This is a genomic window from Tatumella terrea (genome assembly GCF_039523755.1).
Classification (GTDB): Bacteria; Pseudomonadota; Gammaproteobacteria; order Enterobacterales; family Enterobacteriaceae; genus Tatumella; species Tatumella terrea.
Genome location: NZ_BAAAFX010000002.1, coordinates 201,206 through 216,803, shown reverse-complemented (window position 1 = coordinate 216,803; position 15,598 = coordinate 201,206). Strand labels below are relative to the sequence as shown.

The 15,598-nt window shown below is 55.7% G+C and carries 15 protein-coding genes and 1 other RNA gene; 12 read left to right on the top strand and 4 right to left on the bottom strand.

The genetic code is table 11. From position 1 onward, the window contains the following. Positions 1-46: 46 nt before the first annotated feature. A complete protein-coding gene (gene rsmI, locus ABD035_RS01050) occupies positions 47-922 on the top strand; it encodes a 16S rRNA (cytidine(1402)-2'-O)-methyltransferase (protein WP_343866980.1) in 876 nt (291 codons plus the stop codon). 33 nt (positions 923-955) lie between these two features. Next, positions 956-1,330, top strand: an RNA gene (gene rnpB / locus ABD035_RS01045) — RNase P RNA component class A. A gap of 179 nt (positions 1,331-1,509) precedes the next feature. Here rnpB and ABD035_RS01040 read toward each other — a convergent pair. After that, entirely contained in the window at positions 1,510-2,394 is an 885-nt protein-coding gene (locus tag ABD035_RS01040) for a LysR family transcriptional regulator (protein WP_343866978.1), read from the bottom strand. 111 nt (positions 2,395-2,505) lie between these two features. On the opposite strand from ABD035_RS01040, the gene ABD035_RS01035 reads away from it, so the two are divergent. The 7 genes from ABD035_RS01035 (at position 2,506) to ABD035_RS01005 (ending at position 9,654) form a co-directional block, all read left to right on the top strand. Then, complete coding sequence (locus ABD035_RS01035; protein WP_343866976.1) at positions 2,506-3,471, top strand: ABC transporter substrate-binding protein; 966 nt, start codon at positions 2,506-2,508, stop codon at positions 3,469-3,471. A gap of 148 nt (positions 3,472-3,619) precedes the next feature. Continuing rightward, positions 3,620-4,723, top strand: a complete 1,104-nt coding sequence (locus ABD035_RS01030; RefSeq protein WP_343866974.1) for an LLM class flavin-dependent oxidoreductase — start codon at positions 3,620-3,622, stop codon at positions 4,721-4,723. A gap of 76 nt (positions 4,724-4,799) precedes the next feature. Then, positions 4,800-5,897, top strand: coding sequence for an acyl-CoA dehydrogenase family protein (locus tag ABD035_RS01025; RefSeq protein ID WP_343867293.1), 1,098 nt, complete (start codon positions 4,800-4,802; stop codon positions 5,895-5,897). A 103-nt stretch (positions 5,898-6,000) separates the two neighbouring features. Then, positions 6,001-7,092: an ABC transporter substrate-binding protein gene (locus tag ABD035_RS01020; protein ID WP_343866972.1), complete on the top strand. Its 1,092-nt coding sequence runs from the start codon at positions 6,001-6,003 to the stop codon at positions 7,090-7,092. Continuing rightward, complete coding sequence (locus tag ABD035_RS01015; protein WP_425579696.1) at positions 7,073-8,071, top strand: ABC transporter permease; 999 nt, start codon at positions 7,073-7,075, stop codon at positions 8,069-8,071. The genes ABD035_RS01020 and ABD035_RS01015 overlap by 20 nt, the downstream gene beginning before the upstream one ends. Beyond that, a complete protein-coding gene (locus tag ABD035_RS01010; protein ID WP_212713176.1) occupies positions 8,065-8,850 on the top strand; it encodes an ABC transporter ATP-binding protein in 786 nt (261 codons plus the stop codon). The genes ABD035_RS01015 and ABD035_RS01010 overlap by 7 nt, the downstream gene beginning before the upstream one ends. Positions 8,851-8,871: 21 nt before the next feature. Next, the gene (locus tag ABD035_RS01005) at positions 8,872-9,654 is read left to right on the top strand and encodes a class II aldolase/adducin family protein (protein ID WP_212713177.1); all 783 of its coding nucleotides are present in this window, start codon (positions 8,872-8,874) and stop codon (positions 9,652-9,654) included. Positions 9,655-9,715: 61 nt separating this feature from the next. On the opposite strand, the gene cybC is transcribed toward ABD035_RS01005, so the two are convergent. Continuing rightward, entirely contained in the window at positions 9,716-10,102 is a 387-nt protein-coding gene (gene cybC, locus ABD035_RS01000; protein WP_212713178.1) for a cytochrome b562, read from the bottom strand. 67 nt (positions 10,103-10,169) lie between these two features. Further along, positions 10,170-11,510 (bottom strand): metalloprotease PmbA, encoded by a 1,341-nt coding sequence (pmbA, locus tag ABD035_RS00995; RefSeq protein WP_343866969.1) that lies wholly within the window; start codon positions 11,508-11,510, stop codon positions 10,170-10,172. 114 nt (positions 11,511-11,624) lie between these two features. Between pmbA and yjgA the strand changes: the two genes are divergently transcribed. Beyond that, on the top strand, positions 11,625-12,170 hold the full coding sequence (gene yjgA, locus ABD035_RS00990) for a ribosome biogenesis factor YjgA (RefSeq protein ID WP_212713180.1): 546 nt from the start codon (positions 11,625-11,627) through the stop codon (positions 12,168-12,170). A gap of 39 nt (positions 12,171-12,209) precedes the next feature. Here yjgA and mpl read toward each other — a convergent pair whose 3' ends face one another. After that, a complete protein-coding gene (gene mpl / locus ABD035_RS00985; protein ID WP_343866965.1) occupies positions 12,210-13,571 on the bottom strand; it encodes a UDP-N-acetylmuramate:L-alanyl-gamma-D-glutamyl-meso-diaminopimelate ligase in 1,362 nt (453 codons plus the stop codon). A gap of 150 nt (positions 13,572-13,721) precedes the next feature. Here mpl and fbp point away from each other — a divergent pair, with 150 nt between their 5' ends. Both fbp and ppa read left to right on the top strand, forming a co-directional pair. Then, positions 13,722-14,729: a class 1 fructose-bisphosphatase gene (gene fbp / locus ABD035_RS00980; protein ID WP_212713182.1), complete on the top strand. Its 1,008-nt coding sequence runs from the start codon at positions 13,722-13,724 to the stop codon at positions 14,727-14,729. A 316-nt stretch (positions 14,730-15,045) separates the two neighbouring features. After that, positions 15,046-15,573, top strand: a complete 528-nt coding sequence (gene ppa, locus ABD035_RS00975; RefSeq protein WP_212713183.1) for an inorganic diphosphatase — start codon at positions 15,046-15,048, stop codon at positions 15,571-15,573. Positions 15,574-15,598: the final 25 nt, after the last annotated feature.

The window sequence follows — 15,598 nt, the reverse complement described above, 5'->3', positions numbered from 1 at the left end:
TTTTTCTCAGAACGCCTAATATTAAATCGGCAATTCGGATGAAACAATGAAACAAAACGATCAGACAGAGATTTCTGCGGGCACGCTCTACATTGTCCCGACCCCCATTGGTAACCTGGGCGATATCACTCAGCGTGCGCTGACTGTCCTGTCAGATGCAGACTTGATTGCCGCAGAAGATACACGCCACACAGGTATGTTACTACAACATTTCGCAATCAATGCGCGCCTGTTCGCACTGCACGATCACAATGAACAACAAAAAGCTGACCAACTCATCAGCCGCTTACAGGCGGGTCAAAGTATAGCCCTGGTCTCCGATGCAGGTACGCCATTAATCAATGATCCCGGCTATCATCTGGTCAGTAAATGCCGGGAAGCCGGACTGAAGGTGGTCCCCCTCCCCGGAGCCTGCGCGGCGATCACAGCATTAAGTGCCTCGGGATTACCGTCCGATCGATTCTGTTACGAAGGATTTCTGCCGGCGAAAACCAAGGGCCGCTGCGATGCCCTCCGCGCCTTAGTGCAGGAACCGCGGACGCTGATTTTCTATGAATCTACCCACCGCTTACTGGACTGCCTGCAGGATATGGTGCAGGAGTTAGGCGGCTCCCGCTATGTGGTACTGGCACGGGAAATTACTAAAACCTGGGAAAGCATTTACGGCGCGCCGGTCGCGGAGCTGCTCGCCTGGGTCCGCGAGGATGATAACCGCCGTAAAGGTGAGATGGTGCTGATTGTCGAAGGTTATCATGCCGATGAACAAGCTCTGCCTCCGGAAGCCTTACGGACACTCGGCCTTCTGCAGCGCGAACTGCCGTTGAAAAAAGCCGCCGCCCTCACCGCTGAAATTCATGGCGTGAAGAAAAATGCTTTATACCGGTACGCGCTGGATCAGCAGGAAGATCAGGAAGACGCGTGACAAACGGTGGCAAATGCCCTATCATCCGCCGCCGAAGCTGACCAGACAGTCGCCGCTTCGTCGTCGTCCTTTCGGGGAGACGGGCGGAGGGGAGGAAAGTCCGGGCTCCATAGGGCAGGGTGCCAGGTAACGCCTGGGAGGCGCAAGCCTACGACCAGTGCAACAGAGAGCAAACCGCCGATGGCCCGTTTACGGGATCAGGTAAGGGTGAAAGGGTGCGGTAAGAGCGCACCGCGCGGCTGGCAACAGTCCGTGGCACGGTAAACTCCACCCGGAGCAAGGCCAAATAGGGGTTCACATGGTACGGCCCGTACTGAACCCGGGTAGGCTGCTTGAGCCAGTGAGCGATTGCTGGCCTAGACGAATGACTGTCCACGACAGAACCCGGCTTACCGGTCAGCTTCGACTCATTCGATACAATCAGGGGCTGTTTCTTACCGCATACCGGATAACCGGGCGCGGAAGGAGCAGCCCCTTTTTGTTTCCGCTCTCTGCCAGCGCGGATTGATATGGCCTGCCGGCATGACCTGGCAACGCCCGGCCGGTGCCGGACATCGCCGGCCTCCCCCCGCAGGAACGTCTGAACGTCAGGGTAACTGCTCTGAGACCAGCTGCGCAAACTGACGGATTGCCGGTGCCAGATTGCCCTGGTCCGGGGCAGATAATAGCCACAGATAGTTTTCCGGGCAGTACTCTTCGCTGGCAATCACCTGCAGGCTTTCGCGTAACGGGCTGTTTTCCAGCACCGCCAGAGGCACAATGCCCACCCCTGCCCCGTTCGCCACCAGCTGTAACTGCAGATGGATACCGGCGCTTTCCACATTCACTTTAAACGGGCTTCCCTGCTGCTCCAGATAGCGGATGACGCCGGCGCGTAAGCCACAACCTTCCGGGTTCACCACCCAGCCCAGCCTGGCCACCTCACTGAGCGTCATACCTTCGCTGAATACTCCCTGACGGACAATCACGCCCACCGCCAAAGGCCTGAGCCGGGTCGCGCGGAGCGTGTCGGGGATGGTCAGATTTGCCGGTCCGATAGCCAGCATCGCATCCAGATCAAGGTTTTCCAGCCGTGATAATAACTGGCCTCCCCAGCCGCAACTGACCGTCACATCGGCCTCAGCCGAATGCGCATTCAGGCCGGCGAGTGTCCGGGACAGGCAGAGTTCGCTCAGGCTTTGCGGTAACCCCAGACGCAGCGGGCCACGGGCCTCTCCATCCTCATTAGCCAGGGCATACAGACGCCGGGCTTCACGCTTCATCGTCAGACATTGCTGGTAGACCCGCTGTCCGACCGTAGTCAGGCGTAAAGGTTTGGTCTGCCGGTCAAGCAGCCGGGTACCCAGAGACTGCTCCAGACTTTGTAAACGGCGGGTAATGGCTGACTGGGTGATCCCCAGATGATCTGCCGCCTGACTCAGAGAAGAAAACTGCACGACTGCCAGCAGTGCGTCGATATCGTCTATTCGCATACCCGTCTCTTATGAACTTTACGCATATTAACTTAGCTTAAAATTGAATTTTAGGAATGAAAATCCCTTTGCTAACGTAAATATCACATTTCATAGTTGCAGGGAATTGTTATGCATTATCCTTTTATGCCCCGTTCACGTTTAACTTTGCTTACTGGTCTGCTGGGGATATGGCTGACCCTGACCGGCAACTCGTACGCTAATACGGCAGAACCCACCCTGGTGATCGGCGACCAGGCCCGGATCTTACGAAGTCTGCTGGAAACCTCCGGAGTGTTACAGGGCATCCCCTACCATTTGCGCTGGGCTAACTTTCAGGGAGCGGCCCCGCTTTTTGAGGCCCAGCGGGCAGATGCGGTAGATACCTCCTACGCCGGAGACTTACCGGTCATTCAGGCCCTGGCGGGCGGAGTAAAACTGACCATTATTCTCACCGAAACAGGGACCGGAAAAGGCAATGCGATCATCGTGCCGGCTGACAGCCCCCTGAAAAGTATCCGTGATCTGAAAGGCCGGCAGGTCGTCGTCTCCTCGGCGGCAGGCAGCATTTCTCAAAATCTGCTCTACCTGGCACTGCAGCAGGCCGGGTTATCGCGGCAGGATGCGCCGATCCGTTTCGTACTGCCGACCGATGCCAGCGCCGCCTTTAGCAGCGGGCAAATCGGGGCGTGGGCAACCTTTGACCCCTATCTCGCCGTGGCTGAAGAGAATGGTGCCCGAAAACTTACCGATGCCAGCCAGCTGACGCCCTCTTTTTCTTTCCTGACAGCCACCACCGCGTCACTGGACTCCCCTGCCAAACGTCAGGCGATCCGGGATTTTGCGCGCCGCGTTCTGCGGGCAAGAGAGTGGGCTATCCGCCATCCGGCGTTATATGCCCAAAGCTACGCTCAGCTGAGCCAGCTCCCCTACCGCACCGCGCTATTAATCACCTCACGGGCGCCTTCCGGCTCGCGCAGTGTCAATGCCAGCGATATTGCCAGTCTGCAGGCCACCGCCGATCGCTTTTATGGTTACGGCATTCTCCCGGAAAAAGTGCATGTCAGTGAGCATGCCGCGCCGGATTTCCTCCGGTAAGAAGGTCTGGAGCCTGTTATATCAAATAAGCATAGTAACTAATGTTAAAAATGAATTTTGATCATATTAGCCGCCGTTTTACAGTATAAAAAATACGCGCCCCTGACAGGAGCGTGCCTGATATGACCATGACGCACGGGAACCCATTATGAGCATTGAGTTTATCGGTATGATCAGCCATCGCCTGGCTTCAGAAACCCTCCCTCCCTCCGGTCCGGTATTTGATGCTGATTACATCACGCGTATTGCCAGGGCCCATGAAGCCGCAGGGTTTGACCGTCTGCTGGTCGCCCATGCCTCTGACCAGCCGGATGGCTTTCTGGTCGCCGCACTCGCCGGCTTGTCGACGGAAAAAATTAAATTTCTGTTAGCTCATCGTCCCGGTTTTGTCTCGCCGACACTGGCTGCCCGCAAATTTGCCACCCTGCATCAGTTACTCAATCACCGTCTGGCGGTTCATATCATCAGCGGTGGCAGTGATGCCGAACAGCGCCGTGATGGTGATTATCTGGATCATGACCAGCGCTATGCCCGTTCAGAGGCTTTCCTGCAAGTGGTCCGTGATATCTGGACCAGTGAGAAACCTCTCGATATCCGTAACGATTTTTATCAGGCAGAACAGGCCGTCTCGGCGATCCGTCCTCCGGCTGAGCACCCTGTGCCGGTATTTTTTGGGGGCTCCTCCGAAGCGGCTATCCGGGTCGCCGGTAAGCATGCGGATGTGTACGCCCTGTGGGGGGAATCGCTGGCCGGGACACAAGAGACCATCGAACGTGTCCGTGCTGAAGCCGCACGCCATGGACGGACCGTCGGTTTCAGCGTGTCATTTCGTCCGATTATCGCCGATACGGAAGAGGCGGCCTGGGCAAAGGCCGATCACATCCTCGCGGTGGCGACCGAACGTCAGCGTCACAGCGGACCGCTGAAACGGGATAACAAACCACAGAGTATCGGGGCACAACGGCTGCGGGCTATTGCGGAGTCCGGAGAGGTTGTCGACAAACGACTGTGGACAGGGATCGCCCGACTGGTCGGAGGGGGCCAGAACTCTACGGCACTAGTCGGTACACCGGAGCAGGTTGCGGATGCCCTGCTCGACTACTACGACCTCGGTGTCCGTCACTTTCTTATCCGTGGTTTTGATCCCCTCAACGATGCCGTTGATTACGGTAAGGCCTTAATACCGCTCACCCGGGAAAAAGTAGCCCGCCGTGAGCAGGAGCAGGAGCAGGAGGTACGCCAACGTGCCTGAGGTTAATCAGCAGAGTGCGCCACAGATCAACGGGCATCCACCTGGCGTTATCCCCGCCGCGGCCATCACGCAGGCGATGGCGGAAAACGCAGAGCAGACCGACAGGACGGGGGCTTTCCCGCATCAGAATCTGGCGTGGTTACGTCAGCAAGGGCTGCTGTCACTGGCGACGGCCTCGCATTATGGCGGTGGCGGTGCTTCATTGCCGGCCCTGCAGGCGGTGATCCGTGCGATTGCCCTGGCTGAGCCTTCAACCGCGCTGATTGTCTGCATGCATTACCTGCACCATTTACGTCTGCGTCAGCCCGCAAACTGGCCTGCCAGCCTGGTCCGTCAGGTGAGTGAAACCGCCGTGACGGAGGGGGCATTGATCAACAGCCTGCGGGTCGAACCGGAACTCGGATCTCCGGCACGCGGGGGACTGCCGCAGACCCTGGCCAGACGGACGGCCACCGGCTGGGTCCTGAATGGCCATAAATTATACACCACCGGTATTGAAGGCCTGCACTGGCTGGCGGTATGGGCCCGCAGTGACGATGAGCCTCCACTGGTCGGAAGCTGGCTGGTGCCGAAATCGGCCCCCGGCATCCGCATTATTCCCAGCTGGGATCACCTGGGGATGCGCGGCACGGGCAGCCATGAAGTGATCCTGAAGGAGGTCACTGTGCCACTCAGCTATGCCGCCGCCGTCAGCCCGTTGGGCCATCAGCCACCTGCCGATGACCGGGCGGCAGCGCTCTCAGCGAATGCCAATACTGCCCTGCTGGCGGCTATTTACGACGGAATAGCCCGTGCCGCTACCGACTGGCTGGCCGGGTGGCTGCAACAACGCATTCCGTCGGGGACCGGAAAACCCCTGGCGACGCTGCCGAGGATTCAGGAACAGACCGGAGAGATGGAATCGCTGTTACTGGTGAACAGCACGCTGCTGGAACGGGCGGCGGCGGAAGGCTTCACCACGGTCGGGGCCGGGCTGGCTAAAAACACTATCACAGATAATGCGATCACGGTTGTCGACCTGGCGCTCAGGTTATCAGGAAATTACGGGCTGACGAGACGTAACCCGCTGGAACGACATTACCGGAACGTTTTATGTGGCCGGGTACATACACCGCAACAGGACAGTGCCTGGCTAAGTGCCGGCCGGCAACGGCTGGAGGCAGGTCTGCCCTGACCCTCTCTGCCGCCACTCCCGGCCGGATGATCAGAGCCGGACAAATACTTTTGTGACTCACTCTTTCTCCCCGGACAGGGGAATGATGAAAAGGAACTGACTTATGCGCTCTTCCGTACTCTCCCGCAGACGTTTTCTGACGCTCGGCTCCGGTGTGGCTGCGACCTCGCTGCTCGGCGGGTTCTCCGCCCCGTTATGGGCAGACAGTGCCGGTGCCATGCCCGGCATGGCAGACAGGATACAAACGGCCGATAATACGCCCGGCGGACAGACCGATACCTCATCACTGCGGCTGGCCGAACCTTTTAAACTGAAGCTGGCCATCAATCAGAGCGCTATCTGTATCGCGCCGGTTACCGTCGCTCAGCAACAGAATCTGTTCAGTAAATATAATCTGGATGTTGAATTCGTTAATTTTGGTAATTCGACCGATGTTCTGCTGCAGGCGATTGCGACCGGTAAAGCCGATGCCGGTATTGGCATGGCGTTACGCTGGCTTAAAGCTCTGGAGCAGGGGTTTGATGTCAAACTGACCGCCGGCACCCACGGCGGTTGCCTGAGTCTGATCACCGCCAATCATTCGCCGTATACCTCGCTGGCAAGCCTGAAAGGCAAGGCTATCGGCGTCACCGATATGGCCGGGCCGGACAAGAATTTCTTTGCCATTTTACTGAACAATCACGGTATCGATCCCATTACAGAGGTCGAATGGAAAGTCTATCCTGCAGACCTGATGAGCCAGGCCCTGGATAAAGGCGAGATAGCCGCCATCAGTGGCAGTGAACCTTTCAGTACCCGGTTACTGGATACCGGAAAATATCATCTGCTGGCCAGTAATATGAGCGGTGAATACGCGCATCTGAGCTGCTGCGTTATTGGTGTCAGCGGTGCCCTGGTGCGGAAACATAAACAGGCAGCGGCGGCACTCACCCAGGCGTTGCTGGATGCTCATAGCTTTGCAGCCACAAATCCTCAAAAAGTGGGCACGGAATTCATGGCGCATGCCCTGAATACGACTCCGCAGGAAGTGTCCGCGATTTTAATGAGTCAGGCCCATAGCCACCACGCGGTCGGCCAGGCCTTTGTGAACGAAATGACTCAATACGTCACCGATCTGCAGCGGGTACAGGTGATCAGTGCGTCAGTCAATCCTCATCAGTTTGCGGAGAGTATCTATGCAAATGTCTTCGCCTGAGGCGGTGTTCGACAGGCCCGCACGGCTATTGCCGCCGCTGTGGGCACAGGGGGTCATCGCCGCCGGTGCCTGGCTCGCTTCGGCCGCCATCACACAATACTGGCCGGACGGCAGCAGGCTGTGGCCCTACTCTCAACTCTGGGCAGAATGTCATGCCGGCATCGCCCTGCTGTTACTGATCCTGTCGCTCACATTTCGCCAGTGGTCGTTGCATCTCCCGCGTCTGAAATACGCAGGTGCCTGGCTGATTGCCTTACCGGTATTACTCAGTGCCTGGCAGCTGTTAACCGCGAAATTGCTGATCCTGCCGGTACCTTTTTTTGCTCCGCCACAGGCGTTGATCCAGGTCTTTCACGATGACTGGCCACGGCTGTTCGACAGTCTTTATCACTCATTGTCGTTATTACTGAGTGGGGTGGTGCTGGGAACCCTGGCCGGATTTATTGCGGGCCTCGCTATCGGCTGGTCTCCACGGGTTGGCTACTGGATGCATCCCTTACTGCGCATTCTGGGGCCGTTACCGGCGACTGCCCTGTTACCGCTGTGCTTTTTTCTGTTCCCGACCAGTCACGATGCCAGCGTGTTTCTGATTGCCCTGGCCACCTGGTTTCCGGTCACGGTGCTGACCTGGTCCGGCGTCGCGGCTATCGATACCTCCTGGTATGACGTGGCAAGAACACTGGGCGGAAACTCCCGCTTTCTCATCTTACGCGTGGCTATTCCTGCGGCGTTGCCCAGTGTGTTTGTCGGTTTATTTATGGGGCTGGGGGCGTCGTTCTCAGTACTGATTGTGGCCGAAATGGTCGGCGTTAAATCGGGAATTGGCTTCTACCTGCAGTGGGCCCAGGGCTGGGCGGCCTATCCCAATATGTATGCAGCCTTACTGCTGATGGCCCTGCTCTGCTCCGGGTTGATAAGCCTGCTGTTTTTAGTCAGAAACCGGGTGTTACGCTGGCAAAAAGGAACGATGAAATGGTAAATGCGGCACAAAACATAGCGGATGCTGACGGGCTGGCCATTCGCCTGAAGAATATCAGTCACCGTTTCACTCTGAAAGATAAGCAGTTGCCGGTACTGGACAATGTCAGCCTGCAAATAGCGCCGGGCGAGAGTGTGGCCTTGCTGGGTCCGTCGGGTTGCGGTAAATCGACGCTGTTACGTCTGCTGGCCGGTCTGGAGCCCTTACAGGCGGGGCAACTGCTGGCTGACGGGCAACCGGTAACCGCCCCGGGGCCGGACAGGATCCTGGTCTTTCAGGACCCGACACTCTATCCCTGGCTGACGGTCAGACAGAATGTCTTACTGGGGCCGCAGGCCCGGGGACTGAAAGGGTTAGGCCCTCAGGCAGATCGGTTAATTTCACGCATCGGCTTACAGGAGTTTGCTCAGGCCTGGCCGGCACAGTTATCCGGCGGAATGGCACAGCGCGCCGCGCTGGCCAGAGCACTGCTGAATGAACCGCGCCTGTTACTGCTGGACGAACCGCTGGGTAAACTCGACTCGCTGACCCGTATCCGGATGCAGAGTGAGCTGATTACCTTGTGGCAAAGTCAGGGGTATACCAGCGTACTGGTGACCCACGATATTGAAGAGGCGTTATTACTGAGTCACCGCGTCGTGGTGTTCTCCCCCCGGCCTGCCCGGATCCTGGCGGAATTCCATAATCCCGCCCCTTTCCCGCGCCATCGCGATTCCCCCTTGCTGGTGAAACAACGGCAGGAGATCCTGGCCCTGCTCGGCCAGGGAACAGACTGGTAACCCTGAAAAACAGGAGTTGTAATGAGTACAGAAATATTAGTCCGCCCAGCGCCTGGCCAGCATAGTCGCTGGTCTGCAGAAGAAGCACGTATTCGCCGCGATCTGTCCCTGGCCTACCGCCTGGCAGCAAAGCTGAAATTCACCGACCACATTTATACCCATTTCTCTGCCAGGGTGCCGGGCGAGGAGGAACACTTCCTGATTAATCCCTACGGGCTGCTGTTTGAGGAGATCACCCCGGAAAACCTGACCAAAATCGATGTAGACGGTCATATTATCGATGACCCGACCGGGCTTGGGATCAATCAGGCAGGATATGTGATCCACAGTGCTATTCACCGGGCAAGACCGGACCTGAAAGTGATCCTGCATACCCATACCCGGGACGGTGCCGCCGTTTCCGCTCAGCGGGACGGTTTATTGCCGCTGTCCCAGCATGCGCTCAGTTTCTATTCCCGCATCACTTATCACGATTACGAAGGGGTCGCCCTGGACCTGGATGAACAGCAGCGACTGGTTCGTGACTTAGGGGAGAGCGATGTGATGATCCTGCGTAATCACGGGCTGCTGGCGGCCGGTAAGAATATCGCTCAGGCTTTCCGTCATCTGCATGTCCTTGAGAGGGCCTGTAATATCCAGATAGCCGCACTGGCCGGGGGACGGGATAATATTCTGCCGGCGCCACGACAGGCAATAGAAAAAGTCCGGGAGCAGTCTGCACGGTTCAGCGACGGCAATGATCCGGTCACTCAGAAGCACTGGGACGCACTGGTACGTTGGTTAGAGGCGGACGATCGCCACTGAGAAACCGCGCCCCCGTTTCACGGCCACCACGGGCAACAGGGGTGCTGTGGTGGCTCCGTGATTAGCGGAACTTGCGGTGGTTCTGATTGCGGATATCAATCAGCTTCTTAGCCGCGGCTTTGGCTTCCGGTAATTTATTTTTCACCGCCAGTGCATCCACAACATTAATTTGTGCAATCAACTGGTCAATGCCGGCACGGTAGGCCTTCATATTTTCACTGTCAGCGGCCTGACCCTGCAAAGTATACGGGGTTCCTGTTCTGGCATCTTCTGCGGCATGACGCATTTTTTCCAGCGACTGATGCATCTCCTGAGCATTACCGGCGTTCTGTACGGTGACCAGTTCAGAACCCAGAATATCCATGTCCTGCTCGAGGGGCAGCGCATTGGCGATGAGCGGGAAGCATATTAATGATGCGGTGAGAACCACCACTGAAGACAGACGCATTGCTCACTCCTTACGGTAAACGGGGCCGCGATAGCGGCCCCTTTCTTATATTATTTTACTGTCGGGTCTACTGACCGGCGATTTTCATTTCCGGTAACAGAACGGAACCACACTGAATATTACTGCGGGTTTCGATATCATCACCCACGGTGACGATATTCTTCCACATATCCTGCAGATTCCCGGCAATGGTGATTTCACTGACCGGATACTGGATTTCGCCATTTTCTACCCAGAAGCCGGAAGCGCCACGGGAGTAGTCTCCGGTCATGGCACTGACCCCTTGCCCCATCAGTTCAGTCACCACCAGCCCGGTGCCCATCTGTTTCAGTAGCTGGTCAAAGGAATGTCCCTGACCGGCGATACGCCAGTTATGGATGCCACCGGCATGTCCTGTGCTGTGCAGCCCCAGTTTCCTGGCCGAATAACTGGTCAGCAGCCATTGCTGTAAGACACCGTGATCAATAATCGTCCGGTCGCGGGTCGTGACACCTTCACTGTCAAACGGCGTGGAAGCCACGCCTTTCAGTATGTGCGGTCGTTCTTCAATCGTCAGCCAGTGCGGAAAAATTTCTTTCCCCAGTGAGTCGAGCAGGAAAGTGGATTTGCGGTAGACACTGCCGCCACTGATCGCTCCCACCAGATGACCAAATAATCCTGTCGCCACTTCGGAGGCAAAGATCACCGGCGCTTTCATGGTCGCCAGTTTACGCGGGGCCAGGCGGGCAAGTGTACGGCGCGCGCACTCTTCGCCGACCCATTGCGCAGATTTCAAATCGGCAAAGTCACGGGCCGCGGTGTAGGCATAGTTACGTTCCATATGCCCGTCCTGCTCCGCAATTACGCTGCCGGAAATGCCGTGACGGCTGCTGCAATAGCTGTTCAGCAGACCGTGGCTGTTACCGAATACGCGAATACTGGCATGGGTGTTGAAACTGCCACCTTCGGTATTCACAATGCGTTTATCCGCCTGTAAGGCACTCTGCTCGGCTTCTGCCGCCAGTTCAATCGCACGGTCAACCCCGATGTCCAGCGGGTGGAACAGGTCCAGATCGGGCGGATTCCAGGCCAGCAGATCTTTTTCTGCGACACCGGCATAAGGGTCCGGTGAGGTATAACGTGCAATATCTACCGCTGCCTGCACCGTCCGCTGAATAGCTTCCGGGCTAAGGTCAGTCGAAGAAGCGCTGCCTTTACGCTGTTGCAGGTAAACGGTGATCCCTAACGCACCATCGCTATTGAATTCAACATTTTCCACCTCGCCATAGCGGGTACTGACGCTGAGTCCCGTCGTTTTACTTACTGCGACTTCCGCGCCATCGGTGGTGGCTTTCGCCAGTTCAAGCGCGTGAGAAACTGCCTGTTCCAGTACTTTACGTTGTTCTGCAACCTGAGTTGATACGTTCATCGATCTGCCGTCTACTCTTATGTATGAATATAATCAGTCTATCAGAGTCAGAGAACAATTTCGCAGTCACCCTGTAACCTGTTAGCATTAGCCTCTTTTTTCAGGAGCCAGATAATGACAAAACAACCCGAAGAGTGGCTCGACCACGAGCCGGACCCGCTAGAAGATGAAGATGATGAGATTATCTGGGTCAGTAAAAGTGAGATAAAGCGTGACGCCGAAGAACTGAAACGCCTCGGAGCCGAGCTTATCGACCTGAGTAAGAGTTCTCTGGAGCGTATACCGCTGGATGAGCAATTACGTGAAGCGATTGAACTGGCGCAGCGTATTAAGAAAGAAGCCCGCCGCCGGCAGATCCAGCTGATCGGTAAGCTGTTACGCTCCCGCGATGTCGAGCCTATCCGCCAGGCGCTGGATAAGCTGAAAAACCGCCATAATCAGCAGGTCGCGTTATTCCATAAGCTGGAAGGGATCCGTGACCGGTTAATTGAGCAAGGTGATGATGCTATCGCTGAAGTCATTAACCTCTACCCGGCCGCTGACCGGCAGCAGCTACGGAGTTTTATCCGCAACGCACAAAAAGAGAAGGCGACAAACAAAGCGCCAAAATCTGCGCGGTTAATCTTTCAGTATCTGCGTGAGCTGGCAGAAGCAGAATAAGCGTTCAGACCGGGCGAGTCTCCTCGCCCGGCTGAGATCTTATCCCGCCTGAAGTAACCGCTGCTGAAGTTTCTGGTGGATACCGTCAAATCCGCCATTACTCATGACCAGCAGGGTATCCCCTGGTTTTGCTTCCCGGGCAATCATCTCCACCAGCGTATCGATATCCGCACTCCAGTGTGCCGGCTGAAGACAAGCTTCTGCCACTTCAGATACCTGCCAGCCGATATGATGTGGCTGATAGAGAAAGACCTGATCAGCCTTGGCAAGCGATGGGGCAAGTTCATTCTTACTGATGCCCAGTTTCATGGTATTGGAGCGGGGTTCAAGGACTGCCAGAATCCGTCCGCCATTGCCGACTTTGCTGCGCAACGCTGACAGGGTCGCCAGTATGGCCGTCGGATGGTGTGCAAAATCATCATACACATCGATACCGTTAAACTGTCCCCGCAATTCCAGACGTCGTTTCGCATTCACAAAGTCATTCAGCGCCAGCGCCGCATTTTCCGGGGTCACACCGACATGTCGCGCGGCAGCCATCGCCATCAGCCCGTTATGCATGTTGTGTTCACCGACCAGCGACCAGTTGACCTCTGCCACCGGCTCGCCGTCATACAAGACTTTCCAGCGTGACGCATCTGCCGTGAGCTTTTGTGCCTGCCAGTGACCATGCTCGCCCAGCGTTTCCTGTTCACTCCAGCAGCCCATATTGATGACCAGACGCAAATGGCTGTCCTGTTCAGGCCACAGGATTTTCCCCTGCCCCGGCACGATGCGTATCAGGTGATGGAACTGACGCTGAATAGCCCGTAAGTCATCGAAGATATCCGCATGATCGAACTCGAGGTTATTGAGGATCAGAGTACGCGGACAGTAATGGACGAATTTTGACCGCTTATCAAAAAAGGCACTGTCGTATTCATCGGCTTCGATCACAAAAAACGGACTGTCCCCCAGCCTGGCGGAAACATCAAAATTACCCGGCACACCGCCAATCACAAATCCCGGTGCCAGCCCGGCGGCTTCCAGGATCCAGGCCACCATCCCTGAGGTGGTGGTTTTACCGTGTGTTCCCGCGACCGCCAGCACCCAGCGGTCACGCAGCACAAAATCGTGAAGCCATTGAGGACCGGACAGATACGGAATATTTTTTTCCAGCACCGCTTCCACGCAGGGATTCCCCCGCGCCATCGCGTTACCAATAATGACCAGGTCAGGGGCCGGATCCAGTTGTTCCGGGTCATAACCCTGAGTTAATTCAATACCCTGTTGTTCAAGCAGCGTGCTCATTGGCGGGTAAACATTGTTGTCCGAGCCGGTGACTTCATGTCCCAGCGCACGGGCGAGTATTGCTAACCCGCCCATAAATGTGCCACAAATACCCAGAATGTGAATTCGCATAAACAGATCCATTACCCAAAAGTTCAGCTACAGTGTAACTCCTGAGCCGACAACTAAGAAACAGATGATTGATTAAGTTGTTGCACCCCGATAAGGTTGCGATAGTGTTAATATCAGGTGAGTCATTAATTAACAAATCAGAGAATTGTTATGAAAACATTGGGTGAATTTATTGTTGAGAAGCAGCATGACTTTCCTCATGCCACCGGTGAACTTACCGCACTGATCTCGGCTATCAAGCTGGGTGCAAAGGTGATTCATCGTGATATTAATAAAGCCGGCCTGGTGGATATTCTTGGTACCAGCGGTGTCGAAAACATTCAGGGCGAGCAGCAAATGAAGCTGGATTTGTTCGCCAACGAAAAACTGAAATCTGCACTGAAAGCCCGCGGGATCGTCGCCGGGATTGCCTCCGAAGAGGAAGACGAGTTCGTCATTTTTGAAGGGGTCGAGGACGGTAAGTATGTGGTCCTGATGGATCCCCTCGACGGCTCTTCTAACATTGATGTCAATGTCTCAGTCGGCACCATTTTCTCTATCTATCATCGTATCACCCCGACCGGAACGCCGGTGACCGAAGAAGACTTTATGCAACCGGGTACGCAGCAGGTGGCCGCAGGTTATGTGGTTTACGGGTCGTCCACTATGCTGGTCTACACCACCGGCCATGGAGTACATGCCTTTACCTATGACCCGTCACTCGGCCTGTTCTGTCTGAGCCAGGAGCGCATGACCTTCCCGCCACAGGGCAGTACATACTCCATAAACGAGGGCTACTACTCACGTTTCCCGAAAGGAGTAAAAAGATACATTAAATTCTGTCAGGAAGATGATGAAGCCAGCCGCCGCCCGTACACCTCACGGTATATTGGTTCACTGGTTGCCGACTTCCACCGCAACCTCCTGAAAGGCGGTATCTACCTCTATCCGAGCACCGCTCAGTACCCGAACGGTAAATTACGTTTACTGTATGAATGTAATCCGATGGCTTTCCTGGCGGAGCAGGCCGGAGGGAAAGCCAGTGACGGCGCAAACCGTATTCTGGAACTGAAACCCCAGACTATCCACCAGCGGAGCCCGTTCTTCGTCGGTAACACTTCCATGGTCGATGACGTGGAACGTTTTATGCGCGAGAACCCGGAACAAGCGCCACGCTAAGCTCGGCGACACTGTCCGGGAGCCGTGTCAGTCACGATGTCTGCCTTACGACAGACATCGCGACCACTGACTTCGGGTCTGCGGTGTTTCCCGTCTCCCGGTGAGGGCCTGCCCCGCTCACGCTGACGTTCTCCCCGTATCTTCGCCCTGCCCCTGCGGCAGCTGACGGTTTTTTATCCATCGTATCCCCTGACCTGGCCGGCCACGTTATTCCGCCCGGAGGGATCACTCTGAAAGAAGAAAAAGAGACAATACTTTCACTGTCAGTTAGCTATAATACCGGGCACTTAATTTACGTCACTAAAGGAATTAAACGATGAGTTTGAACCTGGTTGAGGCAGGTAAAGATCTGCCAGAAGATATTTACGTTATCATTGAAATCCCGGCGAACGCTGACCCTATCAAATACGAAGTAGATAAAGACTCAGGTGCTCTGTTTGTCGATCGTTTCATGTCTACTGCCATGTTCTACCCATGTAACTATGGTTACATCAACCATACCCTGTCTCTGGATGGTGATCCGGTAGACGTACTGGTCCCTACACCGTACCCGTTAGAGCATGGTTCTGTGATCCGTTGCCGCCCGGTGGGTGTACTGAAAATGACCGATGAGTCCGGTGAAGATGCTAAAGTCGTTGCTGTACCGCACAGCAAACTGACCAAAGAGTACGATCACGTTAAAGATGTGACTGATCTTCCGGAATTACTGCGCGCTCAGATCACACATTTCTTTGAGCACTACAAAGACCTGGAAAAAGGTAAGTGGGTGAAAGTTGACGGATGGGCCGATGCGGCTGCAGCGAAAGCTGAAATTCTGGAATCTTTCAAACGCGCTCAGAAGTAATTTCTGCTGAACGAAAAAAAACGCC

Bases quoted from the DNA above. Each gene is read 5' to 3' on its own strand.
- rsmI (WP_343866980.1), top strand. From the start codon at position 47: ATGAAACAAAACGATCAGACAGAGATTTCTGCGGGCACGCTCTACATT.
- ABD035_RS01040 (WP_343866978.1), bottom strand. From the start codon at position 2,394: ATGCGAATAGACGATATCGACGCACTGCTGGCAGTCGTGCAGTTTTCT.
- ABD035_RS01035 (WP_343866976.1), top strand. From the start codon at position 2,506: ATGCATTATCCTTTTATGCCCCGTTCACGTTTAACTTTGCTTACTGGT.
- ABD035_RS01030 (WP_343866974.1), top strand. From the start codon at position 3,620: ATGAGCATTGAGTTTATCGGTATGATCAGCCATCGCCTGGCTTCAGAA.
- ABD035_RS01025 (WP_343867293.1), top strand. From the start codon at position 4,800: ATGGCGGAAAACGCAGAGCAGACCGACAGGACGGGGGCTTTCCCGCAT.
- ABD035_RS01020 (WP_343866972.1), top strand. From the start codon at position 6,001: ATGCGCTCTTCCGTACTCTCCCGCAGACGTTTTCTGACGCTCGGCTCC.
- ABD035_RS01015 (WP_425579696.1), top strand. From the start codon at position 7,073: ATGCAAATGTCTTCGCCTGAGGCGGTGTTCGACAGGCCCGCACGGCTA.
- ABD035_RS01010 (WP_212713176.1), top strand. From the start codon at position 8,065: ATGGTAAATGCGGCACAAAACATAGCGGATGCTGACGGGCTGGCCATT.
- ABD035_RS01005 (WP_212713177.1), top strand. From the start codon at position 8,872: ATGAGTACAGAAATATTAGTCCGCCCAGCGCCTGGCCAGCATAGTCGC.
- cybC (WP_212713178.1), bottom strand. From the start codon at position 10,102: ATGCGTCTGTCTTCAGTGGTGGTTCTCACCGCATCATTAATATGCTTC.
- pmbA (WP_343866969.1), bottom strand. From the start codon at position 11,510: ATGAACGTATCAACTCAGGTTGCAGAACAACGTAAAGTACTGGAACAG.
- yjgA (WP_212713180.1), top strand. From the start codon at position 11,625: ATGACAAAACAACCCGAAGAGTGGCTCGACCACGAGCCGGACCCGCTA.
- mpl (WP_343866965.1), bottom strand. From the start codon at position 13,571: ATGCGAATTCACATTCTGGGTATTTGTGGCACATTTATGGGCGGGTTA.
- fbp (WP_212713182.1), top strand. From the start codon at position 13,722: ATGAAAACATTGGGTGAATTTATTGTTGAGAAGCAGCATGACTTTCCT.
- ppa (WP_212713183.1), top strand. From the start codon at position 15,046: ATGAGTTTGAACCTGGTTGAGGCAGGTAAAGATCTGCCAGAAGATATT.